The sequence below is a fragment of the Kribbella sp. NPDC049174 genome (assembly GCF_043197365.1).
Lineage (GTDB): Bacteria > Actinomycetota > Actinomycetes > Propionibacteriales > Kribbellaceae > Kribbella.
On the sequence record NZ_JBICSZ010000001.1, the window covers coordinates 1,900,522 to 1,924,062 of the forward strand.

The 23,541-nt window shown below is 67.6% G+C and carries 22 protein-coding genes; 11 read left to right on the top strand and 11 right to left on the bottom strand.

Annotated elements, in window-relative coordinates:
- Positions 1 to 138 precede the first annotated feature (138 nt).
- Positions 139 to 2,127, top strand: coding sequence for a GTP-binding protein (locus tag ACGFIF_RS09035; RefSeq protein WP_393153073.1), 1,989 nt, complete (start codon positions 139 to 141; stop codon positions 2,125 to 2,127).
- On the opposite strand, the gene ACGFIF_RS09040 is transcribed toward ACGFIF_RS09035, so the two are convergent.
- From ACGFIF_RS09040 to ACGFIF_RS09050, 3 genes are all read right to left on the bottom strand, one after another.
- Positions 2,084 to 2,905: a putative protein N(5)-glutamine methyltransferase gene (locus ACGFIF_RS09040; protein ID WP_393153075.1), complete on the bottom strand. Its 822-nt coding sequence runs from the start codon at positions 2,903 to 2,905 to the stop codon at positions 2,084 to 2,086. The genes ACGFIF_RS09035 and ACGFIF_RS09040 overlap by 44 nt on opposite strands.
- A 158-nt stretch (positions 2,906 to 3,063) precedes the next feature.
- Complete coding sequence (locus tag ACGFIF_RS09045) at positions 3,064 to 4,014, bottom strand: SDR family NAD(P)-dependent oxidoreductase (protein WP_393153077.1); 951 nt, start codon at positions 4,012 to 4,014, stop codon at positions 3,064 to 3,066.
- A 34-nt stretch (positions 4,015 to 4,048) separates the two neighbouring features.
- On the bottom strand, positions 4,049 to 4,939 hold the full coding sequence (locus tag ACGFIF_RS09050) for a LysR family transcriptional regulator (protein WP_393153079.1): 891 nt from the start codon (positions 4,937 to 4,939) through the stop codon (positions 4,049 to 4,051).
- A gap of 115 nt (positions 4,940 to 5,054) precedes the next feature.
- Between ACGFIF_RS09050 and ACGFIF_RS09055 the strand changes: the two genes are divergently transcribed.
- The 8 genes from ACGFIF_RS09055 (at position 5,055) to ACGFIF_RS09090 (ending at position 12,064) form a co-directional block, all read left to right on the top strand.
- A complete protein-coding gene (locus ACGFIF_RS09055; protein ID WP_393153081.1) occupies positions 5,055 to 6,080 on the top strand; it encodes a hydroxyacid dehydrogenase in 1,026 nt (341 codons plus the stop codon).
- A 13-nt stretch (positions 6,081 to 6,093) separates the two neighbouring features.
- Positions 6,094 to 7,236: a mandelate racemase/muconate lactonizing enzyme family protein gene (locus tag ACGFIF_RS09060; protein WP_393153083.1), complete on the top strand. Its 1,143-nt coding sequence runs from the start codon at positions 6,094 to 6,096 to the stop codon at positions 7,234 to 7,236.
- A gap of 9 nt (positions 7,237 to 7,245) precedes the next feature.
- Positions 7,246 to 8,556 carry an ABC transporter substrate-binding protein gene (locus ACGFIF_RS09065; RefSeq protein ID WP_393153085.1) on the top strand — a complete coding sequence of 437 codons (1,311 nt, stop codon included), beginning with the start codon at positions 7,246 to 7,248 and terminating at the stop codon, positions 8,554 to 8,556.
- A gap of 5 nt (positions 8,557 to 8,561) precedes the next feature.
- Complete coding sequence (locus ACGFIF_RS09070) at positions 8,562 to 9,518, top strand: carbohydrate ABC transporter permease (protein WP_393153087.1); 957 nt, start codon at positions 8,562 to 8,564, stop codon at positions 9,516 to 9,518.
- Positions 9,508 to 10,359: a carbohydrate ABC transporter permease gene (locus ACGFIF_RS09075; RefSeq protein WP_393153089.1), complete on the top strand. Its 852-nt coding sequence runs from the start codon at positions 9,508 to 9,510 to the stop codon at positions 10,357 to 10,359. Before ACGFIF_RS09070 ends, ACGFIF_RS09075 begins: the two co-directional genes overlap by 11 nt.
- A 3-nt stretch (positions 10,360 to 10,362) precedes the next feature.
- Complete coding sequence (locus tag ACGFIF_RS09080; protein ID WP_393153091.1) at positions 10,363 to 11,148, top strand: sugar phosphate isomerase/epimerase family protein; 786 nt, start codon at positions 10,363 to 10,365, stop codon at positions 11,146 to 11,148.
- A gap of 31 nt (positions 11,149 to 11,179) precedes the next feature.
- Positions 11,180 to 11,635 carry a carboxymuconolactone decarboxylase family protein gene (locus ACGFIF_RS09085; RefSeq protein WP_393153093.1) on the top strand — a complete coding sequence of 152 codons (456 nt, stop codon included), beginning with the start codon at positions 11,180 to 11,182 and terminating at the stop codon, positions 11,633 to 11,635.
- 78 nt (positions 11,636 to 11,713) lie between these two features.
- Positions 11,714 to 12,064, top strand: a complete 351-nt coding sequence (locus tag ACGFIF_RS09090; RefSeq protein ID WP_393153095.1) for a YciI family protein — start codon at positions 11,714 to 11,716, stop codon at positions 12,062 to 12,064.
- 694 nt (positions 12,065 to 12,758) lie between these two features.
- Here ACGFIF_RS09090 and ACGFIF_RS09095 read toward each other — a convergent pair.
- The 4 genes from ACGFIF_RS09095 to ACGFIF_RS09110 all read right to left on the bottom strand — a co-directional run bounded on the left by ACGFIF_RS09095 (position 12,759) and on the right by ACGFIF_RS09110 (position 16,595).
- On the bottom strand, positions 12,759 to 13,640 hold the full coding sequence (locus ACGFIF_RS09095; RefSeq protein ID WP_393153097.1) for a carbohydrate ABC transporter permease: 882 nt from the start codon (positions 13,638 to 13,640) through the stop codon (positions 12,759 to 12,761).
- A 105-nt stretch (positions 13,641 to 13,745) separates the two neighbouring features.
- Positions 13,746 to 14,705, bottom strand: coding sequence for a carbohydrate ABC transporter permease (locus ACGFIF_RS09100; protein WP_393153099.1), 960 nt, complete (start codon positions 14,703 to 14,705; stop codon positions 13,746 to 13,748).
- Between the two features lie 93 nt (positions 14,706 to 14,798).
- Entirely contained in the window at positions 14,799 to 15,848 is a 1,050-nt protein-coding gene (locus tag ACGFIF_RS09105) for a LacI family DNA-binding transcriptional regulator (RefSeq protein WP_393153101.1), read from the bottom strand.
- Between the two features lie 36 nt (positions 15,849 to 15,884).
- Positions 15,885 to 16,595, bottom strand: coding sequence for an SDR family NAD(P)-dependent oxidoreductase (locus tag ACGFIF_RS09110; RefSeq protein ID WP_393153103.1), 711 nt, complete (start codon positions 16,593 to 16,595; stop codon positions 15,885 to 15,887).
- A gap of 54 nt (positions 16,596 to 16,649) precedes the next feature.
- On the opposite strand from ACGFIF_RS09110, the gene ACGFIF_RS09115 reads away from it, so the two are divergent.
- Both ACGFIF_RS09115 and ACGFIF_RS09120 read left to right on the top strand, forming a co-directional pair.
- Complete coding sequence (locus ACGFIF_RS09115) at positions 16,650 to 17,204, top strand: MarR family winged helix-turn-helix transcriptional regulator (RefSeq protein WP_393153105.1); 555 nt, start codon at positions 16,650 to 16,652, stop codon at positions 17,202 to 17,204.
- Positions 17,205 to 17,275: 71 nt separating this feature from the next.
- Positions 17,276 to 19,570, top strand: a complete 2,295-nt coding sequence (locus ACGFIF_RS09120) for an ATP-binding cassette domain-containing protein (RefSeq protein ID WP_393153107.1) — start codon at positions 17,276 to 17,278, stop codon at positions 19,568 to 19,570.
- Here ACGFIF_RS09120 and ACGFIF_RS09125 read toward each other — a convergent pair.
- The 4 genes from ACGFIF_RS09125 to ACGFIF_RS09140 form a co-directional block, all read right to left on the bottom strand.
- Complete coding sequence (locus ACGFIF_RS09125) at positions 19,544 to 20,377, bottom strand: SRPBCC family protein (RefSeq protein ID WP_393153109.1); 834 nt, start codon at positions 20,375 to 20,377, stop codon at positions 19,544 to 19,546. The two genes, ACGFIF_RS09120 and ACGFIF_RS09125, sit on opposite strands and share 27 nt — an antisense overlap.
- Before the next feature lie 32 nt (positions 20,378 to 20,409).
- A complete protein-coding gene (locus ACGFIF_RS09130) occupies positions 20,410 to 21,447 on the bottom strand; it encodes a winged helix DNA-binding domain-containing protein (RefSeq protein WP_393153111.1) in 1,038 nt (345 codons plus the stop codon).
- 94 nt (positions 21,448 to 21,541) lie between these two features.
- Positions 21,542 to 22,330, bottom strand: a complete 789-nt coding sequence (locus ACGFIF_RS09135; protein ID WP_393153113.1) for an SGNH/GDSL hydrolase family protein — start codon at positions 22,328 to 22,330, stop codon at positions 21,542 to 21,544.
- Between the two features lie 163 nt (positions 22,331 to 22,493).
- Positions 22,494 to 23,540 carry a mandelate racemase/muconate lactonizing enzyme family protein gene (locus tag ACGFIF_RS09140; RefSeq protein ID WP_393153115.1) on the bottom strand — a complete coding sequence of 349 codons (1,047 nt, stop codon included), beginning with the start codon at positions 23,538 to 23,540 and terminating at the stop codon, positions 22,494 to 22,496.
- Position 23,541: the final 1 nt, after the last annotated feature.

Consider the following 23,541-nt stretch of genomic DNA (forward strand, 5'->3'; position numbering starts at 1 on the left):
GGTTTTGCGGCCCGCCAGCGCGGCTGCTGTACTCGTGTCGGTAACAGCAGGTGTCCAGTCAAAGGAGTACAGCAATGCGACCTCGCTTCATGTCTGTCGCGGACCGTACTGACACCTGTTCAAAGGACATGAAGCTTTGTGAAATTACTGAACCTCGGGATCCTGGCGCATGTCGACGCCGGTAAGACGAGCCTGACCGAGCGGCTGCTCTACGCCGCCGGGGTCATCGACGAGATCGGCAGCGTCGACGACGGCAGCACCCAGACCGATTCCCTCGCGCTGGAACGCCAGCGCGGTATCACCATCAAGTCGGCGGTCGTGTCCTTCACGATCGGCCAGGCCGACCCCGTCACGGTCAACCTGATCGACACCCCCGGTCACCCGGACTTCATCGCCGAGGTGGAGCGGGCGCTCAGCGTGCTCGACGGCGCCGTGCTGGTCATCTCGGCGGTCGAGGGCGTCCAGGCGCAGACCCGCGTGCTGATGCGGACCCTGAAACGACTCCGCATTCCGACGCTGATCTTCGTCAACAAGGCCGACCGGGCCGGCGCGCAGTACGAGCCGGTGCTGAAGTCGATCGCGGACAAACTCTCCACCGCGATCGTGCCGATGGGTTCGGCCGGCGGTCTCGGTACCCGGCCGGCGACCTTCACGCCGTACGGGCCGAGTGATCCGTACGGCGACCTGCTCGAGGTGCTCGCCGAGCACGACGACCAACTGCTGGCAACGTTCGTGGAGAACGAGAAGGCCGTGTCGTACGACGCGCTGCGCCGTCGGCTCGCCGTCCAGACGAAGCAGGCACTCGTGCACCCGGTGTACTTCGGCTCCGCGATCACCGGCGCCGGGACGGACGCCCTGACCGAGGGCATCCGCGAGCTCCTCCCCCTCGCCTCCGGCTCCCCCAGTGAGCCGGTCGACGGGTCGGTCTTCAAGGTCGAACGCGGCCCGGCCGGCGAGAAGGTCGCCTATGTCCGGATGTTCGGCGGTACGGCGCACGTCCGCGAACGACTGCGGTTCGGGACCGGCGGCGAGGCGAAGCTGACCGCGCTCGAGGTCTTCGGTTCACCGCCGACAGCCGAGGTGCGAGCCGGTCAGATCGGCAAGCTGTGGGGTCTGGCCGACATCCAGATCGGCGACCGCATCACCTCGACCACACACGAAGCGGGCCCGGTAGCCGGCGGGTTCTTCGCGCCGCCGACGCTGGAGACGGTGATCTCGCCGGTCCAGCGGTCCGACAAGGGCAATCTGCAGGTCGCGCTCACCCAGTTGGCCGAGCAAGACCCGCTGATCAACCTGCGCCAGGACGACCTGCGGCAGGAGACCTCCGTGTCCCTGTACGGCGAGGTGCAGAAGGAGGTCATCCAGACGACCCTGGTGACCGAGTTCGGCATCGACGTCGAGTTCCGGGAGACGACCACGATCTGCGTCGAGCGGATCGACGGTGTCGGACAGGCGGTCGAGTTCAAGAAGAAGGACCAGAACCCGTTCCTGGCCACGATCGGGCTGCGGGTGGAGGCGGCGCCGGTGAATGCCGGGGTGACGTTCGAGCTCGAGGTCGAGCTCGGGTCGATGCCGTACGCGTTCATCAAGGCGGTCGAGGAGACGGTCCGCGAGACGCTCGGGCAAGGCGTCCACGGCTGGCAGATCCCGGACGCACGAGTGGTGATGACGCACTCGGGCTACTCGGCGCGGCAGAGTCACGCCCACGCCGTGTTCGACAAGAGCATGTCGAGCACGGCCGGCGACTTCCGCTTCCTCACGCCGCTGGTCCTGATGACCGCGCTCCAGCAGGCCGGTACCACGGTCCACGAGCCGATGCACCGCTTCCAGCTGGAGATCCCGACCGACACGACGCGCGCCGTACTGGCCGCTCTCGCCCGTCTCCGGGCCATCCCGCAAGTGCCGGCCCTGGCCGCCGAAACCTCAACCCTGGAAGGAGAGATCCCGGCAGCCGCCGTCTACCAACTCGAACAGCAACTCCCCGCCCTCACCCGGGGCGAAGGCGTGCTGGAATCGGCGTTCGAGCGCTACCAACCGGTGACCGGCCCGATCCCGGAGCGCCCACGCACCGACCACGACCCGTTCAACCGCCGGGAGTATCTCCTGCACGTTCAGCGGCGGGTCTGATGCCGTGGACCACGGTTGCGCCGAGTTCGTCGTCGGAGGTGATGTCAGCGGCGAGGCCGTGCTCGCGCAGCACGGCCCTCGCCAGCGGGGCCTGGTGCTCGCTCATCTCGAAGAACACGTGACCACCGGGGGCGAGCCACTCAGGCGCGGCCGAGGCGACCCGTCGCAAGGTGGCCAGGCCGTCCGGGCCGCCGTCGAGGGTGACATGGGGTTCGTAGAGACGAGCCTCCGGCGGCAGCAACCGGATCTCGTTGGTCGGCACGTACGGCACGTTCGCCAGGAGTACGTCGATCCGGCCGCGCAACTCGTCCGGCAACGCGGCGAACAGGTCGCCCTGGTACACCGACCCACGCCATGGCACCAGATTGCGCCGGGCGCAGGCGACCGCGGCCAGCTCGATGTCGGCGGCATACAGGGAGACCGGCCGCTCGGCGGCGACGGCGACGCCGAGCGCACCGGATCCACAGCCCAGGTCGACGACCACCGCTCCCGGCTGAGTGACCCGCAGGGCCTCCTCGACCAGGAACTCGGTACGGCGACGTGGGATGAACACACCGGGATCGACAGCGATCCGCACGCCGCGGAACGACGCCCAGCCCAGCACGTGCTCGAGCGGCAACCCCGCCGCCCGCCGCTCGACCATCGCGCCGAGCTCGGACATATCCCGAGCGGTCGAGGCGATCAGCGCGGCCTCGTCCTCGGCGAAGACGCAACCGGCCGCACGCAGCCGGTCGACGACGTGCGTGAGGTCAGCGGAAGGAACAGAAGATACAGACACGGAAACCCTTCAGAACGAGGCTCCCGCAGTCAGCGAACGATGCTGACCACTCGAGGCGGGAGCAACCAACCTGCTCTACCGGTGATCGGTCCCACCTCCTTCAGTCCGTCGTACTGTTGCCGCTCACCATACCCCGAGCCCATCCGCCCCGCTGGGCATTACCCGAAAGCGTTCACCCTGGTGAGCTCGGCCGACACCGTCCACAACCGCGCCGCGGACGCTGGGTCGATCGCGTACGGCCGCACGCCCGGGTTTTCGTCGGTGGAGACCTCCGCGATCTCACAGTCCTCGCAGAACACGCCGCCGAGCCCGTCGAGTTGTGGCGAGGTCGCGGCCCACACCTGGGTCGCGGCGCCCTGCTCCGGTGTCTTGAACCCCGGGTTCAGCGGGTTGCCGTCCGCGTCGATCCAGCCGTAGCCGACCATCTCCTCGCGGGTCAGGTGCCGCTGCAGCGGGGTCAGGATGCCGCCCGGGTGCAGCGCGAACGCCCGCACCCCCGAGTCCTTGCCGAGGGCATCGAGCTGGACGGCGAACAGTACGTTCGCGGTCTTCGCCTGCCCGTAGGCCTCCCACTTGTCGTACCCCTGCCGGAACTCGAGGTCGTCCCAGCGGATGTCCGAGCGCCGGTGCCCGGTCGACGACACCGACACGACGCGTGCGCCGGCGTCCGCCGCGAGCGCCGGCCAGAGCCGGTTCGCCAGCGCGAAGTGGCCGAGGTGGTTCGTCGCGAACTGCGCCTCCCAGCCCGGCCCGACCCGGGTCTCCGGGCTCGCCATGATCGCCGCGTTGTCGATCAGGATGTCGATCGACCGCTCGGACGCGAGGAACCGGTCGGCGAACGCCCGCACACTGTCCAGGTCCCCGAGATCCAGCTCGTCGATCTCGACCCCGTCGACCCCGGCCAGCGCCTCGCGCGCAGCATCCGGCCGACGAGCCGGTACGACGACCTGCGCACCGGCCTTCGCCAACGCTCGCGTGGTCTCCAGCCCGAGCCCGGAGTACCCACCGGTCACGATGGCGAGCTCCCCGGTCAGCTCCATCCCCCGCAGTACGTCGTCCGCCGTACTGTCGTGCCCGAATCCCGACCCGATCTTGTGCTGTCCAGTCATGTCTCGGACCCTACGGACTAGAGCGCACTCTAGGTCAAGCGTCGAGGTGTGGGTTCTCGCGGAGGGACTCGACCAGTCGTTGCAGGGCGGGGTTGGGGCTGTCGGGGCTCCAGCAGGCGTGGAGGGTGACCGAGTGGGCGTCGGCCGCGTCCAGTTCGCGGTAGCGGACGCCTTCGACGCCCATCGCCATGATCGACCGCGGGATCAGGGCGCAGCCGAGGCCGGCCCGCACCAAGGCAAGCATCGTCGGCACCTGTGAAGCCAGTTGGCTCACCGCGTAGCGGTCCATCCCGATCATTGCCGCGCAGATGTCATGCAGGTACTGCGACCCTTCCGGGCTGTACCCGATGTAGTCGTCGGTGACGTCCACCAACGCGACCGGCCCCTCCCCGACCGCCAGCGGATGATCGGCCGGTACGGCGAGCACCAGGTCCTCGGAATGCACCAGCACGGACTCGAACCCGGCCGGGATCGGCGGCCGCACGAGCCCGATGTCGATCTCCATGTTCGCCAGCGCCTCGAACTGATCCGGGCTGACCAGTTCGGTCAGCTCCGACGTCACCGCCGGTGTCCGCTTCCCGACCATGGTGAGGAAATCGGCCAGGACGGCGTACGCCCCGATCGCGGTGAACGCGATCCGCAGCGTCCCGGTCTGCCCGTCGGCCGCGCGCCGCGTCGCCTCCGGAGCCACCTCGAGAAGCGCGAGCACGCGCCGGGCGTGCTCGAGGAAGACATCGCCGGCCGCGGTCAGCCGCACTCCCCTGCCGGTCCGGTCGAACAGTCGTACCCCCAGCGTCCGCTCCAGTCCTTGGATCTGGCGGGTCAGCGGCGGCTGGGTGATGTTCAGCCGCTGCGCCGCCTTGCCGTAGTGCAGCTCCTCGGCGACGGCGACGAAACCACGCAGTTGCTGCAGCGAGAGATCCATGGGTCGCACCGTACCCATACCCGGGCGGTATCGGTCAATACGAAATCGGGCTTGGACCTGCATAACGGAAAGCGCCTACCGTCAAGGCAACGCCCATCCCGAAGGAGCCCACAAGGTGCCCAGACTCGCTGCCCTGTTCACACCCGAACGTGCCGACGACGTGGTCGACCCGCAGACCCGCCGGCTGCTGGAGGACCGCTTCGAGGTGGTCTGGGCCGGGGCCGAGCACGCCGCCGGCCCGGGATCGCCCGGCAAGCCGCCGGCACTCGACCCGGCAGCGCTTCCCGGTCTGGTCGCCGGTGCCGACGTCCTGCTGACCAGCTGGGGTACGCCGCACCTCCCCAAGGGGCTGTGGTCCGACGGCAGCGGTCCCAACGTGGTCGCGCACGCGGCCGGCTCGGTCAAGAACCTCATCGATCCGGTCATCCTCGAGCAGGGTGTCGCCGTCTTCTCCGCCGGACCGCGGATCGCCTGGTCGGTCGGCGAGTACTGCCTGGCTGCCATGCTCACGCTCGCCCGCCGTCTGCCTCGCTTCGACCAGGCGATCCGGCAGGGCGGCTGGAAGCAGACCGCCTTCCGCGGTCACGAACTGGCCGGCGCCAAGGTCGGCATCATCGGCGCCAGCTCGACCGCCCGCGCGCTGATCACCCTGCTCACACCGTTCGGCTGCGACCTCGCCGTCTACGACCCGTACCTCACCGCCGAGCGCGCGGACCAGCTCGGAGTCCGCACCACCACCCTCGAGGACACACTGCAGAGCACCTTCGTCAGCATCCACGTCCCGAACGTCCCCGAGACCAAGGGCATGATCACGCGCAAGCTGATCGAGCAGCTGCCCGACGAGGCGATCCTGATCAACTCGTCCCGCGGCCCCGCGATCGACCAGCAGGCCCTCCTCGACCACGTCCTCGACGGACGCCTGTACGCCGCTCTCGACGTCTACGACCCCGAGCCGCCGACCTTCGACGCGACCATCCTCGAAGCGTCGAACCTGCTGCTGAGCCCGCACATCGCCGGTGACACCGCCGAGGGTCACCTGGCGCTCGCCGGTTACGTGCTCGCCGACGTACTGAAGTGGCTCGAGGACGGCTCCCGCGGCCCGAGCTTCGTCGATCCGGCCAGCTGGTCGATCGCGGCCTGAGAGGACGAGACTCATGTCGCGGATCAAACAGGTCGAGGTGTTCCCGGTCGCGGTCCCGTTCGCGCGCCGGTTCGTCCTCGGCAGCGGCGCGGTCGGCTCACCCGGTGAACGACCGGATCAGGCCACCGCCGTCATCTTCGTGAAGCTGACCACCGAGGACGGTGTGGTCGGCTGGGGTGAGCAGCGGGCACTGCCGACCTGGAGCTACGAGACCGCCGAAACGATGGCCGTGGTGATCAAGCGCCACCTCGCGCCGATCCTGCTCGAACTCACGCCGTTCGACGTCGAGCTGTTCCACCAGCGCGCCGCCAAGCGGCTCAGCCCCGCGGTCTCGAACGGCTTCCCGTTCGCCCGCGCCGCCGTGGACGTCGCGATGCACGACGCGGCCGGCAAGCTGGCCGGCGTACCGGTGCACGCGCTGCTCGGCGGCAAGGTGTACGACGAGATCCCGCTCTGCTCCGCGATCGGGGTCGGTGACCAGGACGCCGTCCGCGAACATGCGCTGCAGTCGTCGGACTATTCGGCGTACAAGGTCAAGATCGGCGGTGACCTGGACGCGGACACCGCAGCGATCGAGACCGTCGCCGAGGTAGCCGGCGGCAAACCGTTGTGGCTCGACGCCAACCAGTCCTACCGGCCGAGCCTGCTGAAACAACTCCTAGACCGTACGGCGGGAATCCGCACGATCCACTGTGTCGAGCAGCCGGTGCCGAGCACCGACACGCTGGCGATGCAGCGCCTGCGCGGACTGATCGACCTGCCGATCGCGATCGACGAGGGCAGCTTCTCCGCCCAGGACCTGGCCCGGGCGATCCGGCTGGACGCCGCCGACCTGGTCGTCGTCAAGGTGTGCAAGTCCGGCGGCCTGCGCAACGCCCTGAAAACCGCCCAGACCGCCCTGGCCGGCGGTCTCGAGATCCTGGCCAGCGGCCTGACCGACTGCGGTGTCGCCTTCGCGGCCGCACTGCACGTGTTCAGCCAGCTCGACCTCGCCCTGCCCGCCGAGCTGAACGGGCCGGAGCTGCTCTCCGACCTGTACGTAGAGGGGCTGACCATCACCAAGGCCGTCGCCACGGTCCCCACCGCCCCCGGGTTGGGCGTCCTGGTCGACGAGGAGCGGATTCGCGCCGAGTCGATCGACCTTGACTACAGCTGAGGAGTAGCCATGCAGCAGAGGCTGTCCCGCCGCAGCTTCCTCGAACTCACCGGCCTGGCCGGACTGGGCGCGGCCGTGGCCGGCTGCTCGTCCGGACCACCGGCCGGCGCCGCCACCTGGGCGATGTGGTCGAGCAGCGCGGCGGAGAAGAAGGTCTGGGAGGACTTCAGCAAGTACGTCGAACAACAGCTGAAGGTGAAGTCCGTCCCGACCCTGACCCCGTCCAACGGATATCCGACCAAACTCGATCTGCAGCTTGTCAGTGGTACGGCCGGCCTGGTGACCGCGATCAACGGCACGCTGATCCCGACGTACGCCGCCCGTGGCGCGCATCGGCCGTTGGACGACCTGATCGAGGCCGACCCCGACTTCGACCTGGACGACTTCTACCAGCCGAGCCGCCGGATCTCGAGCTTCAACCAGAAGACGTACGCGATCGGCTTCGACGTCGCGCCGACCGTCATGTACTACAACAAGACGCTGCTGCAGAAGGCCGGGATCGATCTGCCGTCGCGGACCGAACCGATGTCGTGGGCAACGTTCCGGGACCTCGCGATCGAGCTGACCAAGGCACCGGACCAGTACGGCTTCACCTGCGCGCCGGCCATCGACGACCTGGTGTCGTGGATCTACTGCGCCGGCGGCAACGTGATGAACGACGACGCGACCCGGAGCACGCTCGGCGACCCGGAGGCGATGGAGGCGCTGCAGTTCGTCATCGACCTGTTCGTGAAGGACAAGGTGACGCCGCCGATCAAGAACCTGGTCACCGAGAGCTCACTGTCGAACTTCCTGGAGGGCAACGTCGCCTTCATGCAGAACGGGCCGTGGCAGGTGGTCAACGTCCGCAAGGCCAAGTTCGACTGGGACATCATCCCGTTCCCGGCCGGCGCGGTCGGCAGCACGCCGCGGGTGTCCGGATCCAGCTTCGCGATTCCATCGGGGGTTCGCGAGGGTGCCGATCTGGACCTCGCCTGGAAGCTGCTGAAGACACTGACCAGCACCGGCGCCCTCGACATCTACGCCAAGGCCGGCCGCAACAACCCGGCCCGGCTGAGTGCGGGCAGCGCGTTCCAGCCGCCGCCGGACAACCTCGGCATCGTCCAGCAGATCCTGGCCGGCAAGGTCGCCGGCGGTCACGCGTTCGACGTCACCACGAACTGGAACCAGGTCAAGCAGTTGCTCGGCCAGGACCTGCCCAGGACGTTCCTCGGCCAGGTCACCGTCCCCGACGCGATCACCGGCTTGACCCCGCGTCTCGACGTACTGATGCGGCAGCACCAGGACAACATCCGCCAAGCCACCGCAAGGAAGGGGTGATCACGATGGCCACAACCACAACCACAACCACCGCCACTGCGCCGGCGACCGCGGCACCGCCACGTCCCGCCTCGAAACCGACGCCGCGCTGGCGCAACCGCGAGTCGCTGACGGCCTGGCTGTTCATCCTGCCCAGCCTGATCGGCTTCCTCGTCTTCACCGCCGGGCCGGTCGTGGCCGCCGGGGTGATCTCGCTGCTCGACTGGAACCTGTTCAGCTCACCGACGTGGGCGGGGCTGAGCAACTTCGCCCGGCTGGGTCCCGACCCGACGTTCTGGTCGGCGCTGGGCAACACGGCGTACTTCACCTTCCTGAGCGTGCCGCTGACGATCCTGGTCAGCCTCCTGCTGGCGCTGCTGCTCAACCAGGGCCTGCACCGGATCGCGGTCTTCCGCTCGTTGCTGCTGTTGCCGTACGCAACCATCACGGTGGCGGTCGCGTTCGTCTGGATCTGGCTCTACATCCCGCACGACGGCCTGGTGAACGCCGTGCTCGGGGTGTTCGGGATCACCGGCCCGGCCTGGCTGATCTCGGACAACTGGGCGATGCCGGCACTGGTCGTGATGAGCGTGTGGAAGAGCTTCGGGTTCGGCATGGTGGTGTTCCTGGCCGGGTTGCAGGCGATTCCGCAGCAGCTGTACGAGGCGGCCCGGGTGGACGGCAGTTCGCCCTGGCAGAGCTTCCGCAATGTGACGCTGCCGATGCTGTCGCCGGCGCTCTTCTTCGTCATCGTGACGTCGATCATCGGGTCGTTCCAGGTCTTCGACCAGGCGCTCATCATGACCAACGGCGGGCCGGGTACCCGCACCACGACGCTCGTCATGTACATCTACCGGACCGGGTTCGAGAACTACGACCAGGGCTATGCGGCCGCGCAGTCGCTGGTGCTGTTCGCCTTCATCGTCGTGATCACCGCGGCCCAGTTCCTGCTGCAGCGGAGGCTCGTGCACTATGACAACTGAAGCGCTCCCCGTGGTCTCCAACAAGGTTGCCGTCCGCAAGCTGATCGTCTTCGCCTGCTTCCTGGTCACCGCGGTCACGCTGATCCCGGTCGTGATGATGGTGCTGGTCGCGTTCCAGTCCGACGCCGAGTCGATGGCGGCGAAACCGTCGTTCTGGCCGAGCAGCTGGCACCCGGAGAACCTCACCCGCGCGTTCGACCTGGTGCCGCTCGGCAAGTACCTGCTCAACACCGTGTACTTCGCCGCCGGCACGACCCTGCTGGAAACGGTCACGGCCGCGCTCGCGGCGTACGCGTTCGCCCGGCTGAACTTCCCCGGCCGGAGCTGGCTGTTCGGGATCTACCTCGCCACCTTGATGATCCCGTCGCAGGTGACGCTGATCCCGCAGTTCGTGCTGGTCGCGAAGCTGCACGGTATCGACACCTGGCCCGGGATGATCCTGCCGCACGCGTTCACCGCGATCGGAGTGTTCCTGCTGCGGCAGTTCTTCCTGGGCATCCCGCGCGACTACGAGGAGGCCGCCCGCCTGGACGGCGCCAACCGCTGGCAGGCGTTCGTCCGGATCATCGTGCCGCTGGCGGTCCCGGCGATCGCGACGCTCGCGGTGTTCAAGTTCATCGGTCAGTGGAACAACCTGCTCTGGCCGCTCATCATCTCCAACAGCGACGCGACCCGTACGGCGTCCGTCGGGCTGCAGGTGTTCCAGGACACCAACGGCACCCAGTGGAACCTGTTGCTGATGGCAGCCACCGTCACCACCGTTCCGCTGATCATCGTCTTCTTCCTGACCCAACGCTGGTTCGTCCGAGGCATCACCATGAGCGGTCTGGGAGGCCGCTGACCTATGACCTATCTCTGGTCCGTCTTCACCAAACCCTGGTCCGGCCTACCCGGTGACGAGCTCGGCCGGCTCGTCGCCGGGCTCGGCTTCACCGGTGCCGAGATCCCGGTCCGCGACACCGCCTACGTCACGCCCGCCACGGCCGAGGCCGAGCTGCCGAAGTTCACCGAGCAGTTACGGGCCGAAGGCATCGAACCGATCAGCATCGCGAGCGACCTGTCCGAGCGCGTCTTCGCTGCTTGTGCGCAGGCCGGCGTACCGATGATCCGGATCATGGCCGAGCTCGGCCCGGACGGCTACGCGGCATCGGTACGACGTACGCGTGGATTGCTCGAGGAGGCGGCCGTCCTCGCCGCTCACTACGACGTACAGGTAGGGATCCAGCCGCATCACGGCAAGTTCGTGCCGTCGACGCTCGGCGTACTACAGCTGCTCGATGGCCTGCCCGATCACTTCAAGCTGGTGTGGGACGCGGCCCACGACGCACTCGCCGGTGACGATCCCGCGGTGACACTCGAGCTCGGCGTCGACCGGCTCGGCATCGTCAACCTCAAGAACGCGAAGTACATCGAGACCGACAGCGGCTGGAAGACGTACTTCGTCCAAGGCGACGAAGGGATGTCCGACTGGTCGGCCGTCTTCGCCACGTTGCAACGACTCGGGTGGACCGGGCCGATCTGCCTGACCGGGCAGTACTCCGATCCCGCCGTACCAGTGGAGGAGCGGCTCGGGAAAGATCTTCGGACCGCTCGTGTCACATCTTCCGGCCAGGCTCCGTCAGGAGGGTGAAGACAACAACTCACCTGATGGAGAACCTCCCATGACTGCTCGGATCACCAACCCCGCACTGCTGCTCCCGGACGCCAACAAGGGCGTGCAGAACATCTACAAGGCCGTGATGCAAGGAGGCGTGACCGGGCCCACGCTCGAGCTGGTGCACCTGCGGGCCAGCCAGATCAACGGCTGCGCGCCCTGTGTGTTCGGTGGCGTGAAGTCGGCCCTGAAGAACGGCGAGACCGACGAGCGACTCCACCAGGTCGTGGCCTGGCGTGAGTCGGACCTGTTCACCGACGCCGAGCGCGCGGCGCTGGCGCTGACCGAGGTGACCACCCGGATCGCGGACCGGCCGGAATCGGTGACGGACGAGGTCTGGGCCGCCGCCGCGGAGCACTTCGACGAGAAGCAGCTGGCCGCGATCGTCTTGATGATCGGGCTGACCAACATGTTCAACCGGATCAACGCCGCCACCCGGGAGCCGGCCGGCGCGACCTGGTAGTTGAGTAGGTTGAGAGCGCCGGTGTCGAGGACGGCACCGGCGCTCCGACGTACCAGGTAACCGGAACCGGAGGCACTGATGAAATACATGCTCTTGATCTACGGGAACACCGACACCTGGGACGCCCTGCACGCGGAGGGGATCGACCACGTGCTCGACCAGCACCGCCGGCTCGCCGAGGAGCTGAAGGCGAACGGCGAGTACGTCGACGGCCTCGGACTGACCACCGCGAACGCCCGCGTGGTCCGGGTCAACGAGGGCGTGCCGGCCGTCACCGACGGACCGTTCACCGAGGCCAAGGAAGTGCTGGCCGGCTACTACCTGGTCGACTGCAGTCCGGAGCGGGCGCTGGAGATCGCCGCCCGCTTGCCGGAGGCGCGGTTCTCGCCGATCGAGATCCGCTCGTTCACGGATCCGATGGAGAACTAGGGCTGCTCCAGGGACTTGCCGGCCTCAGCTGGGCGTTGACACCTGAGACCGGCGAGTCACTGACTCAGCCCATGTGATGGGCCCTGACGTTGTTCAGCTGGGGTCGCTCGACGCGAGGATGACCCCACCTGAGGCGGGCTGATCACCCATGCCCCGGCCACCCTGGACGAACACCGTAGCGCCCTGCTCTGGCGCCGTGGCGCCCTCACCGAGTCGTAGCGTGGTGGTCAAACCGTTGCTCAACCTCAGCACCGCCACGCGTCGCGGATTCACCGACGGGATCGACGAGTTCACCTCGTGGATGCCGGTGCAGACCGCCGGTTGGATCGAAGCCCGACCGAGTCCTGCCTTGCCGTGACTCCTCACATCACGGCACTGCTCGGCGAGCCTTGTCATCGCTGACACACTTCCCCCTTCTCTCATCGTTGTCCCCGAGTGGCGGATTGGCGCGACTGCCGTGACACGACCTTGACACGCGCCGTACGACGGCAGCAGTCGCACACTCCCCCGTCCTTCCCGCACCCGGAAACGACGCGGAAGTGATCAGCAGAGCCTTGCTGAGAGTGACGACGTTTTCAAGGGATCGTGACAGGAATCCCGCGTACCGGAACCGATGTCCAGCTTTTACGGTGCACCGAAACGCGCGATGGCAAGCGCCCACTTAAAGCACTGGTCTTACTGGACTTGTCGCGCCTTACTGACCACCGAAGCCGGTGGTTGCGATTCCCTTGATGATCTGGCGCTGGAAGAAAAGGAACACCAGTACGAGCGGCAATGCGGCCAGGATCGCCGACGCCATGTTCTGCGCGTACTGCAAACCATAGGCGCTCTTCACCGTCTGCAGGCCGACCGGCAGCGTCATCAGGTCCGCGTCGGTGGTGACGATGAACGGCCAGAGGAAGTTGTTCCAGGCACCGATGAACACGAAGATCGCCACCGCCGCGAGGATCGGCCGCGACAACGGCAGCACGATCGACCAGAACACCCGCAGCCGGTTCGCGCCGTCCACCCGGGCGGCATCTTCCAGTTCCACCGGGATCTGGTCGAAGAAGCGTTTGAGAATCAGCACCATCGCCGGTGCGAAGGCCTGCGGCAGGATGATGCCCCAGTAGGTGTCGACCAGGTCGAACGCGAGCATCTGCCGGAACAACGGCACGATCAGCAACTGCGGCGGGATGATGATGGCCGCGATGATCGCCGCGTACAGCCACCGCCGGCCGCGGAACTCGATCCGCGAGAACGCGTACCCAGCGAGTGCCGACGTCGCCACCGTGATGAAGGTGATTGCGACAGAGGTGATCAGGCTGTTCCAGGCCCAGGCCGGGATGTCACCGCCCGACAGGACTTTCCGGTAGGCGTCGAAGCTGAATCCGTCCGGCGGATTCAGCGTGATCGTCGACGCACCCGCGTCGGCCTCGCTTTTCAGCGAGGTCAGCACGGCCCATCCGAACGGCACCAGCCAGGTCGCCGCCAGGAACGCCAGCACCAGCAAGGCGACCATTCTGGACACGCCCCAGGGATTTTCGCCAGGCTTGTGACCTTGTTTGACGTTGCGACTCAGAACATATGTGGTCATGGGGCCTCCCGGCCTGGACTGAGGAGCGGAGGGAGCGAAGCGACTGGAGTGACGAGGGAAGGCCGGGAGGCCCCATGACCCCGCCGGCGCCGAAGGCCCGGCCATTCAGTACCGACTCCGGCGGTTGATCAGTTTGTACTGCGCGATCGAGATCAGCACGATGATCGCGAAGAACAGGTAGGAGATGGCCGACGAGTAGCCGAACCGGTAGCCGGTGAAGCCGGACTCGTAGATGTACTGCACGATCGACCGGGTCGAGCCGGCCGGACCGCCGTTGGTCAGCATGTAGATCTGGTCGAAGACCTTCAGCGACGCGAGGATCTGCAGCGTCAGGATCAGCGCGGTCGTCGGCGCCAACTGCGGGATCACGATCGAGAACAACTGCCGCCACTTCCCGGCACCGTCGATCGCGGCCGCCTCGAACTGCTGCTCCGGGATGTTCTGCAACGCGGCCAGGTAGAGCAGGAAGTTGAACCCGATCGTCCACCACAGCGTGGTGACCACGACCGAGATCATCGCCACGTTCGGATCCTGCAACCACGCCACCGGCGCGACCCCGAACTCGGCCAGGACGCCGTTGATCAACCCGAGCTTCGGGTTGTACATCCAGCTCCAGAACATCACCACGACCGTCGAGGCGAGCAGGTACGGCAGGAAGAACGACAACCGCCACAACCAGCGCCCCGGCAACCCGAGGTTCACCAGCAGCGCGAGCGCGAGCGAGAGGACGACGAGCGGGATCGTGCTGAGCACCGTGAACCACACGGTGTTCCCCAGCGAACGCCACATGTCCGGGTCCTGCAGAGCCTCGGTGTAGTTGGCGAACCCGAGCAGTTTCCCGCCCGACCCGGTCAGCGTCTGACCGGTGAAACTCAGGACGAGACCGTACACGGCCGGCACGACCAGGAAGAGGACGAACAGGACGCCGTCACCACCGGTCATCAGGTGCCAGTAGCTGAGGTCGGCCGTCGAGCGGGAGGCACTCGGCGAGCAGCCGAGCAGCAGTCCGCCGCCGGCCAGGGCGGCCGCTCCGGACAGCAAGCGGCGCCGGGAAATCTGTGTCATTCGGTCACTCCTTGGGAGGGCGGGACCGATCATTACATCGTTAGAACGTGGCGACAAGACTCCCCAATGTAGTTTTTTGAGGAAAGTTGTCGGTTAGCGTGCGGTGCTGGCGCGCTCGACGATGCGGTGCGGGATGATCACGCGCCGTGGTGCGGCGTCCCGATCGGCCATCCGCTCGGCGAGCAGGTCGAGCGCCGACCGGACGAAGTCCCGCCGGTCGAAGTCGACCGTCGTCAGCGGCGGGATCATGAACTGGCTCTCGAGGATGTTGTCGAACCCGGCCACCAGCGTCTGCTCCGGGACGCCGATCCCCGCGGTCCACAACGCCGCCAGCGTCCCGGAGGCCACCGTGTCGGTGAAGCAGAAGAACGCATCCGGCAACTCGTGCTCAGTCAGGTACTTGCCGACGACGGTCGCCGCACCTTCCGGACGCCACCGGTCCAGGTTGATCTCGAGCTCCGGATCGTTCGGTACGCCGGCCTCCTCGAGCGCCTGCCGATAACCCGCCGTACGCAGTCTCGATGCCGCCGTACCAGGAGCGTTCGCGGTGCCCCCGAGGACGCCGACACCACTGGATCCGCGCGGGATCTCCGGCGTACCGACGGCTGCGATTCGTCGGCAGCCCTGCGCCAGCAGGTGTTTCGTCATGTCCCGCGCCGCGGCCACGTTGTCGATCGCGACCTGACTGACCAGGTCCTGGTCCACGTCACCGATCAGTACGACGGGCGGCAGCGGACCGGCCGTCGTCACCGCGCTGTCGTCCAGGTTCACCGGGTTGAGGATCAGGCCGTCGACGAGGTGCGCACGACCCTTCGACAGCAGCTCGAACTCGCGGTTCGGCTCGGCCGCGGTCTGCTCGATCTGCACACCCCAGCCACGCTCGTGCGCCAGTTCGACGACGAGATAGGTGATCTCCGCGGAGTACGGCCGCAGCAGGTCGGGCAGGGCGAGCGCGATCATCCCGGAGCGGCCGTTGCGCAGACCGCGCGCGCTCATGTTCGGTACGTAGTCGAGCTCGCTCAGCGCCTGCTCGACCCGGGCGCGGGTCTCCGGCCGGACGAAAACGACGCCGTTGATGACGTTCGACACCGTCTTCGGGGACACCCCGGCCAGCTTGGCGACGTCTTTGACGGTGGCACGCATGCGGCCATTGTCACACCTGGCGACGTTGTCATGAATTCAGCGGCTGGTCAGCGCGCCACCGTTCACGTGCAGCACCTGACCGGTGATGTGCCGGCCGCCGGGCGAGGCGAGGAAGTGGATCGTCTCGACGATGTCGGTCACCGTGCCTTCGCGTTTCGTCATCGTTGCCTCTAGCAACCACGCGCGCCGCTCCGCGGTCAGTCGCCCCTGGAAGAACTCGGTGTCCGCGGTGAAGCCGGGCGCGACCACGTTCGAGGTGATGCCACGCGGGCCGAGGTCCGCGGCGACATCGAGATTCCAGGTTGCCAGCGCAGCCTTGGACGCGCCGTACGACCCCGGTCCGCGGGCGCCGGCGATCGATCCGAGGTGCACGACGGCGGTCGTCAGCCGTGGCGCGAGGGCGGTGGTGGTGAGAACTGCCGACAGCAGATTCGCCTCGAGATTGGCCAGCCAGTTTGCCTTCAACTGCTGGAGTCCGCCCTGCTCACGACCGAAGTCGGTGTTGCCGCCGGCATTGTTCACCAGTACGTCGACCTGCTCCGGCAACTCGTCGAGCAGACGCTGGACCTGCGCGGGATCGGTCGCGTCGCACACCACTCCCCTGGCTCCAAGATCGGCGGCCGTCTTCGCCAGCACGTCTTCGCGACGGCCGGTGATCACCACGTCGTCGCCGTCCGCGCGGAACCGCTCGGCGGCCGCCCGCCCGATCCCGGTCGCTCCTCCGGTCACCACGATCGTCCGGGTCACGGCACTCCTCACGTTTAGATCTAAATGTTTAGGTCTAAACGTAGCATGGTGACCATGACCTCCCCGCGTGACGGCTACCCCTTCGACGGGCCGAGCCCCTACCCCGCCGCGGAGATCGCCCGCGCCTGGGAACGGGAGCGACCCGGGACACCGACCGACTCGATCGAGATCGTCACTCCCCTGTGGCGACTGGCGAAACTGTTCGCCGACGACCGCCGCCGGCTCCTCGCCGATCTCGGCGTCGACCCGGCCACCCTCGATCTGCTCAGCGTGCTGCGCCGGGCCGGGGCTCCGTACGAGGTGAGCACGCGCGAGTTGAGCCGCCGTACCCTCGTCACCGCCGGAGCGATCTCGCAACGAGTCGCCCGCGCCGAGGACGCCGGACTGGTCACCCGCCGGACCGCGGACGACGGCACGCGAGCCGTGCTCGTCACGCTCACCGAGGCCGGCCACGACCTGATCGAGCGAACCGTCGACCAGGTGCTCACCCGCGAGTCCGAACTCGTCGCGTCGCTCACCCCCGCGAGTCGCGAGCAACTGGCCGGCCAACTGCAGGAGCTGCTCGAACAGGTTGGCCGAGTCGCCCGCAAACCTTCGTCGGGCGTATAAGGTTTTCACAGCCCTTCTGCGGTAAGTCGCGAGCCAAGTGCCTACGGCTGGTTCAATGTCACAATTGAAGGATGCCTGCTACCGAATCGACCGGGTACGCCGGTCACACGGCCGCCGACAGCCACGACGTCATCCAGGTGCGGGGTGCCCGCGAGAACAACCTCAGCGGTGTCTCGCTGGACATCCCCAAGCGCCGGCTCACCGTCTTCACCGGAGTCTCCGGCTCCGGCAAGTCGTCCCTCGTCTTCGACACCATCGCCGCCGAGTCGCAGCGGCTGATCAACGAGACCTACACCGCCTTCATCCAGAACTTCATGCCCAGCCGCAGCCGTCCCGACGTCGACTCGCTGCGCAACCTGTCCGCCGCGATCATCGTCGACCAGGAGCGGATCGGCGCCAACTCCCGTTCCACCGTCGGTACGGCGACCGACGCCCACACCATGCTGCGCGTCCTGTTCAGCCGGGCCGGGACGCCGTACGTCGGACCGCCCGGAGCGTTCAGCTTCAACCTGGCCGAGGGAATGTGCCCGGAGTGCGAAGGGCTCGGCCGGACCACCGAGTTCGTGCTCGACGAGGTGGTCGACCGGGACAAGAGCCTGAACCAGGGCGCGATCACGGCACCCGGGTACGCGGTCGACACCTGGCCCTGGCAACTGCTGGCGACCACCGGTCTGTTCGACCCGGATCTGCCGCTGAAGGACTACCCGGCCGAAGACTGGCAGCGGTTCCTGTACCAGGAGCCCACCAAGATCAAGGTCGGCAAGAGCAATCTGACCTTCGAGGGCCTCGTCTCGAAGCTGCGGCGCAGCTACCTCGGCAAGGACCGCGAGTCGATGCAGAGTCACGCGCGCGCGTTCGCCGACCGGGCGATCCGGCAGGCGACCTGTCCGGCCTGCGGCGGCGCCCGGCTGAACGAGGCGGCCCGCTCGGCCACCGTCGACGGCCGGACCATCGCCGAGTGCTCGGCGATGCAGATCAGCGACCTCGCCAAGTTCGTTGCCACGATCAACCACCCGGGGGTCGGGCCGATGGTGGAGGGGTTGCGGGAGACGCTGGACTCGATGGTCACGATCGGGCTCGGTTACCTGAGTCTCGATCGCGAGTCGTCGACGTTGTCGGGTGGTGAGGCGCAGCGGGTGAAGCTGGTCCGGCACCTCGGGTCGAGCCTCGCCGATGTCACCTACGTGTTCGACGAGCCGACCGTCGGGCTGCATCCACACGACATCCAGCGGATGAACGACCTGCTGCTGCAGTTGCGGGACAAGGGCAACACCGTGCTGGTGGTCGAGCACAAGCCGGAGACGATCCGGATCGCCGATCACATCGTCGACCTCGGCCCGGGGGCCGGCCTGGCCGGTGGACGGCTCTGCTTCGCCGGCGATCTCGACGGGCTGAAGAAGTCGGGCACGTTGACCGGGCGCTACCTGGATCACCGGGTCACCGTCCGGGACGACGTACGGCGTCCGACCGGCAAGCTGTCCATCGAGGGCGCGACCCTGCACAACCTGCGCAACGTCAGCGTCGACATCCCGCTCGGGGTGCTGACCGTGGTCACCGGCGTCGCCGGATCCGGGAAGAGCTCACTGATCCACGGATCGCTGGCCGGGCGGGACGGTGTGATCATCGCCGGGCAGGAGCCGATTCGCGGATCCAGGCGAAGCAATCCGGCGACATACACCGGTCTGCTCGATCCGATCCGGGCCGAGTTCGCGAAGGCGAACCACGTGAAGCCGGGGCTTTTCAGCGCCAACTCGGTGGGTGCCTGCAAGACCTGCAAGGGCATCGGTCTCGTCTACACCGATCTGGCCATGATGGCCGAGGTCGCGTCGGTGTGCGACGACTGCAACGGTGCCCGGTTCACGCCCGAGGTGCTCGCCTACAAGCTGCGGGGCAAGAACATCAGCGAGGTACTGCGGATGACCGTGACAGAGGCCCGTGAGTTCATCGCGCGCGGCCCGGCCCGGAGCATCCTGGACCGGCTGTCGACGGTGGGCCTCGGGTACATCGGCCTCGGGCAGCCGCTCACCACGTTGTCCGGTGGTGAGCGTCAGCGGCTGAAGCTGGCGATCAACATGGGCAAGACCGGGTCGGTCTACATCCTCGACGAGCCCACCACCGGTCTGCATCTGGCCGACGTGGACCAACTGCTGGCGATGCTCGACACCCTCGTTGACGACGGCAACACCGTCATCGTGATCGAGCACCACCAAGCCGTCATGGCTCACGCCGACTGGCTGATCGACGTCGGGCCGGGCGCGGGCCACGATGGCGGGCGAGTCGTGTTCACCGGCACACCCGCCGACCTGGTCGAGAGCAGCCCGACCCTGACCGCGGAGCACCTACGGCTGTACGTCGCCGGCAACTAGTTCGGCGGCGAGCGACTCGATGAGGTCGTGCCAGGCATCGAGGTAGTCGGCGGCGGGGCCGGTCTGGGCAAGGACCAGGCGGGCTCCGCCGTTGCCGTCCCGGAAGGTCCAGGTGACCTCACCCTGCGACCACGTGAAGGTCAGCCGCTCCGGCTCGGCGACATCGGTGACCGGGCCGGCCTCGAGGCCCTTGGCAACGAACCCGGCCGGCGGCGGGCTGCCGACGGACCCGGTCGCGGCACCGGCCAGTAGTTGCCAGACGACCTCCTTCGGCCGGACGAGCTGCCGCTCGAACCGGACGCCACCATCGTCGAGCACGACACCCCGGTCCAGGCCGTACACCTTGACGAAGTGCTCATGCAGTACGGCGTAGTCCTTCTCCGGCACCGACGATCCGCCGAGCACCTTCTCCATCGCGTCGAAGCACAGGATCCAGCCGCTGGTGAAGCTCGCCGATCCCGGCCGGTCGTCGTGTGTCGCCGTCAGGTGCAACGTGCACCCGTCGGCCGACGGGACCAGCTCCCAGCGGAGCACCTCGTCACCCCAGGTGTACTCGATCAGCCGCGGCGGTTCGTACGCGCGGATCACCCCGCGGCTCTGCTCGTCGACCGGCGCGCCGGGGTCCTCCTCGAAGGTGAACGTGATCGGCCCGTCCAGCCGCAGGTCCAGTTCGACCGCGGCGGGGAACCACCCGGCCAGCTGGCCCGGCTCGGTGATAGCCCGCCAGACCTTGTCCACCGGGTGGCGCAGTTCGCGCTGCATCCGCAAGACGGTCCGGCCGTTCTCCGTGCTCAACGTCTCGGTCATGAGCCCATATATACCGGATGAGGCATATACGATCAACCGCCGAAGCGGGCCACGTCCTCGAGTTCCGCTGCCAGCTGTCCGGATGGCGCGGCCAGGTCGCCGAAGAGCTCGTACGACCGGTCGGCGTGCTTCCACGAGCCCACTACCCGGCCTCCCGCGACCACGGCCGGCCGCAGCATGCCGCCACCAGGGTGGATGTGCTTGCGGTACTCGTCGGCCAGCGCGTGCCGCCGGTCGTCGTACCCGAGCAGGTACGGGTCGAACTCCCCCAGCAGTCGCAGGTCCGGACAACCCGGCAGATCCTCGATCGCCGAGAACTCGACTCCTTCGACCTCGAAGGACAAAGTTGCGGCGGCCCGCAGTCCCTTGCGGGCGATCGGCACCGCCAGGCCCGACCAGGTGGCGAAGTCTCGCGCGGTAGCCGGGCCGTAAGCCGTCAGGTAGCACCGGGCGAGGTCCTCGAGGTCGCCGTCGAGGGCCAGCGGCTTCCCGAGCCAGTCACGGACGGCGACCCACGTCTCGCCCTTGTCATGGCCCGGCCCGTAACACAACCGCCCGAGCAACCCGGTGTGCCGGATGAGGGCGTACACCTGCTGCCCCTTCGACTCGGCGATGAGTCCAGCCTTCACCAGTACGCCGGCCAACTCCATGCGGCTCGTCGGTCCGTTGGCAAGCAGATGCTCTTCGAGTACGTCGGCCGCCTCGGACCGGATCGCCTCGGTCAGGCCCAGTTCGCCGTACCGGCGCTCGGTGTCCTTGATGAGTTTCGGGCCGAGGAGCCCGAGCAACGGGCCGGCCTGCTCGGTCGCGACGAGTTGGAGGGTGCCACGCATGAACCAGCCGCGGACGACTGAGCGGTCGGTCTCCTGAGCGTGGGAGACGTCGGCGATCGTGGTCGCGGTCGAGCGGGCCCGGACGGCGTACGCGGCGCCGCGCCAGCTCTGCGCCTGGAGACCCCCCGTCCGGCGAACGACATCGGCCACCCCTCCGGGGCCGGCCTCGTCCACCGGACGCGCCAGGCAGTTGGCCTGGAACCGAGCCGCCAGCAGCCAGTCACCAGACCTACTCACCACCCAAGCATGACACCACAAACACAGCCCGCGCGCAGCAATAACCGGTCTGCCGGATTGTCCGGCAGACCGGTTGTCCGACTTGATTGCGTTGTCAGACCAGCAGGTCGTCGACGAGGTTGGCGTAGGCGGTCTGGCCGGAGACGTTGGGGTGGTAGGACTCGCTGACCGGGTTGGACAGGCCGTTGATCCACTCCGGGCTGCCGCAGACGGCGTGGCCGATGAAGGCCGAGGTCGGGTTGACGAAGCTGAAGCCGGCCGCGCTCGCCGAGGCCGCGACCTTCGAGTTGAGCAGGTCGGCGGTCTGGTTCAGCCGCGTCATCTCGGTCGGGCTGAAGAACGTCCCCGCGTTGCAGTCGGTGCCGTTGAACAGGCGCGGGTAACCGACCACAACGACCCGTGCGGACGGCGCTTTGCTCTTGATCGACCCGTACAGGCTGTTCAGCCGGCCGGGCAGAGTGTTGTTGATGATCGCCTGCGCGTTGTTGATCGCGCCGGTGCAGTCTCCGAGCCAGGACGGCTTGGCACACTCGGTGATCACGGACGAGAAACCGGCATCGTTGCCACCGACCTGGACGCTGACGAGGTTGGCCGCCGCCGTCACCGCGCTCAACTGGTTGGCGGTCACGTCGGCGACCCGGGCGCCGGAGCACGCGACGAAGGTCAGGTTGGCGCCGATCCGGGCCGCGTCGATGTACGGATACGCCCTGGTGGAGCGCTGGCAGGAACCGCTGTCCGCGATGTAGCTGCGGGTGCCGACGCCCGAGGCGTAGGAGTCACCCAGCGCGACGTAGTTCGGTGCGGCCGCATGGGCGATTCCGGGACTGAGGAGCATCGCGGCGCCGAGGGCCGCGGCGGACAGCAGACTGGCGATGGACTTCATGGGGCGGACCGCCTTTGCATGTGCGAGGGGTGGCGACAGAAGTACTCAAAGTCACGATCGCCGACTCGCCAGTAACACACAAGAGGCTGGTAAGAAATTCACCGCCAGTTGCCGATCCTGGTAGGCCTCATTTCCGGTCAGTCGTTCCAATCAGTCGTCCCAGTCAGTCGTTCCAGGACGACAGACCGGGTCCGAGCGGCAACGGATAACAGCCGTCCACCAGCTCGACCCGGCCGTCGGTGGGCAGCAATCCACTCTCCACATAGATCGTGTTCGGCAGCGCCGCCAGCACGTGGATGTGGGCACCGCCGCCGTGCGAGGCGTACGGCACCCCGAACCCAGCCGCCATCAGCCCGATCTCCAAACAGTCCGTGAGCCCGCCGGCCCGCCGCAGATCCGGTTGTACGACGCCCACCCCGCCGCGGGCGATCAGGTCACGGAAGGCGGCCTGCCCGTACCGGTTCTCACCGGTCGCGATCGGGATGTCCAGCTTCTCGGCCAGCCGGACATGGCCGTCGGTGTCGGCGGCGGGCAACGGCTCCTCGAACCACCGGCAGTCGAGGTCCTCGTACACCCGTCCCCGGCGCAACGCCTCGGAGTACTCGAAGGCCTGGTTGGCGTCGACCATCAGCCGTGCGTCCGGTCCGATCACCGCACGCACCGCCTTGATCCGCTGGACGTCCTCGCTCAGCGGACCGCCCCCGACCTTCATCTTCACGCCCCGGAACCCCTGCGCCATCGCCTTGGCCGCCACGGTCTCCAGGCCCGCGACGTCCAGCTCGAGCCAGCCCACCATCGCGTACGTCGGGATCGCGGTGCGCTGCGCCCCGAGCAACTTCCAGACCGGCACGTCCAGCGACTTGCCGAGGAGATCCCACAACGCCAGATCGATCGCCGAGATCCCGTACGACGACAGCCCGGCCGTGCCCTGGTAGTCGGTCAGCGTCTGCAGCTTCTGCCGGATCCCACGGATCAACGTCGGGTCCTCACCGACGATGGCGGGCGCCAATTGCTCGGTGACGATCTGGGCCAGCACCGCCGGCGAGCTTGCCACCCGGCCGAAGTACGTGTTGCTGACGCCGCTGACACCCTCGTCGGTGTCGATCCGCACCCGGGTGTGCCCGTCGCGGTCGAGCAGCTGGATCGCGTCGCGAACGGCGTGGGCCTTGGGCTTCGACACCACCTGGACGCTGATCTCGGTGATCTTCATC

Bases quoted from the DNA above. Each gene is read 5' to 3' on its own strand.
- ACGFIF_RS09100 (WP_393153099.1), bottom strand. From the start codon at position 14,705: ATGACACAGATTTCCCGGCGCCGCTTGCTGTCCGGAGCGGCCGCCCTG.
- ACGFIF_RS09050 (WP_393153079.1), bottom strand. From the start codon at position 4,939: ATGGATCTCTCGCTGCAGCAACTGCGTGGTTTCGTCGCCGTCGCCGAG.
- ACGFIF_RS09115 (WP_393153105.1), top strand. From the start codon at position 16,650: ATGACCTCCCCGCGTGACGGCTACCCCTTCGACGGGCCGAGCCCCTAC.
- ACGFIF_RS09075 (WP_393153089.1), top strand. From the start codon at position 9,508: ATGACAACTGAAGCGCTCCCCGTGGTCTCCAACAAGGTTGCCGTCCGC.
- ACGFIF_RS09065 (WP_393153085.1), top strand. From the start codon at position 7,246: ATGCAGCAGAGGCTGTCCCGCCGCAGCTTCCTCGAACTCACCGGCCTG.
- ACGFIF_RS09045 (WP_393153077.1), bottom strand. From the start codon at position 4,014: ATGACTGGACAGCACAAGATCGGGTCGGGATTCGGGCACGACAGTACG.
- ACGFIF_RS09140 (WP_393153115.1), bottom strand. From the start codon at position 23,540: ATGAAGATCACCGAGATCAGCGTCCAGGTGGTGTCGAAGCCCAAGGCC.
- ACGFIF_RS09080 (WP_393153091.1), top strand. From the start codon at position 10,363: ATGACCTATCTCTGGTCCGTCTTCACCAAACCCTGGTCCGGCCTACCC.
- ACGFIF_RS09135 (WP_393153113.1), bottom strand. From the start codon at position 22,330: ATGAAGTCCATCGCCAGTCTGCTGTCCGCCGCGGCCCTCGGCGCCGCG.
- ACGFIF_RS09095 (WP_393153097.1), bottom strand. From the start codon at position 13,640: ATGACCACATATGTTCTGAGTCGCAACGTCAAACAAGGTCACAAGCCT.
- ACGFIF_RS09125 (WP_393153109.1), bottom strand. From the start codon at position 20,377: ATGACCGAGACGTTGAGCACGGAGAACGGCCGGACCGTCTTGCGGATG.
- ACGFIF_RS09085 (WP_393153093.1), top strand. From the start codon at position 11,180: ATGACTGCTCGGATCACCAACCCCGCACTGCTGCTCCCGGACGCCAAC.
- ACGFIF_RS09070 (WP_393153087.1), top strand. From the start codon at position 8,562: ATGGCCACAACCACAACCACAACCACCGCCACTGCGCCGGCGACCGCG.
- ACGFIF_RS09120 (WP_393153107.1), top strand. From the start codon at position 17,276: ATGCCTGCTACCGAATCGACCGGGTACGCCGGTCACACGGCCGCCGAC.
- ACGFIF_RS09105 (WP_393153101.1), bottom strand. From the start codon at position 15,848: ATGCGTGCCACCGTCAAAGACGTCGCCAAGCTGGCCGGGGTGTCCCCG.
- ACGFIF_RS09060 (WP_393153083.1), top strand. From the start codon at position 6,094: ATGTCGCGGATCAAACAGGTCGAGGTGTTCCCGGTCGCGGTCCCGTTC.
- ACGFIF_RS09090 (WP_393153095.1), top strand. From the start codon at position 11,714: ATGAAATACATGCTCTTGATCTACGGGAACACCGACACCTGGGACGCC.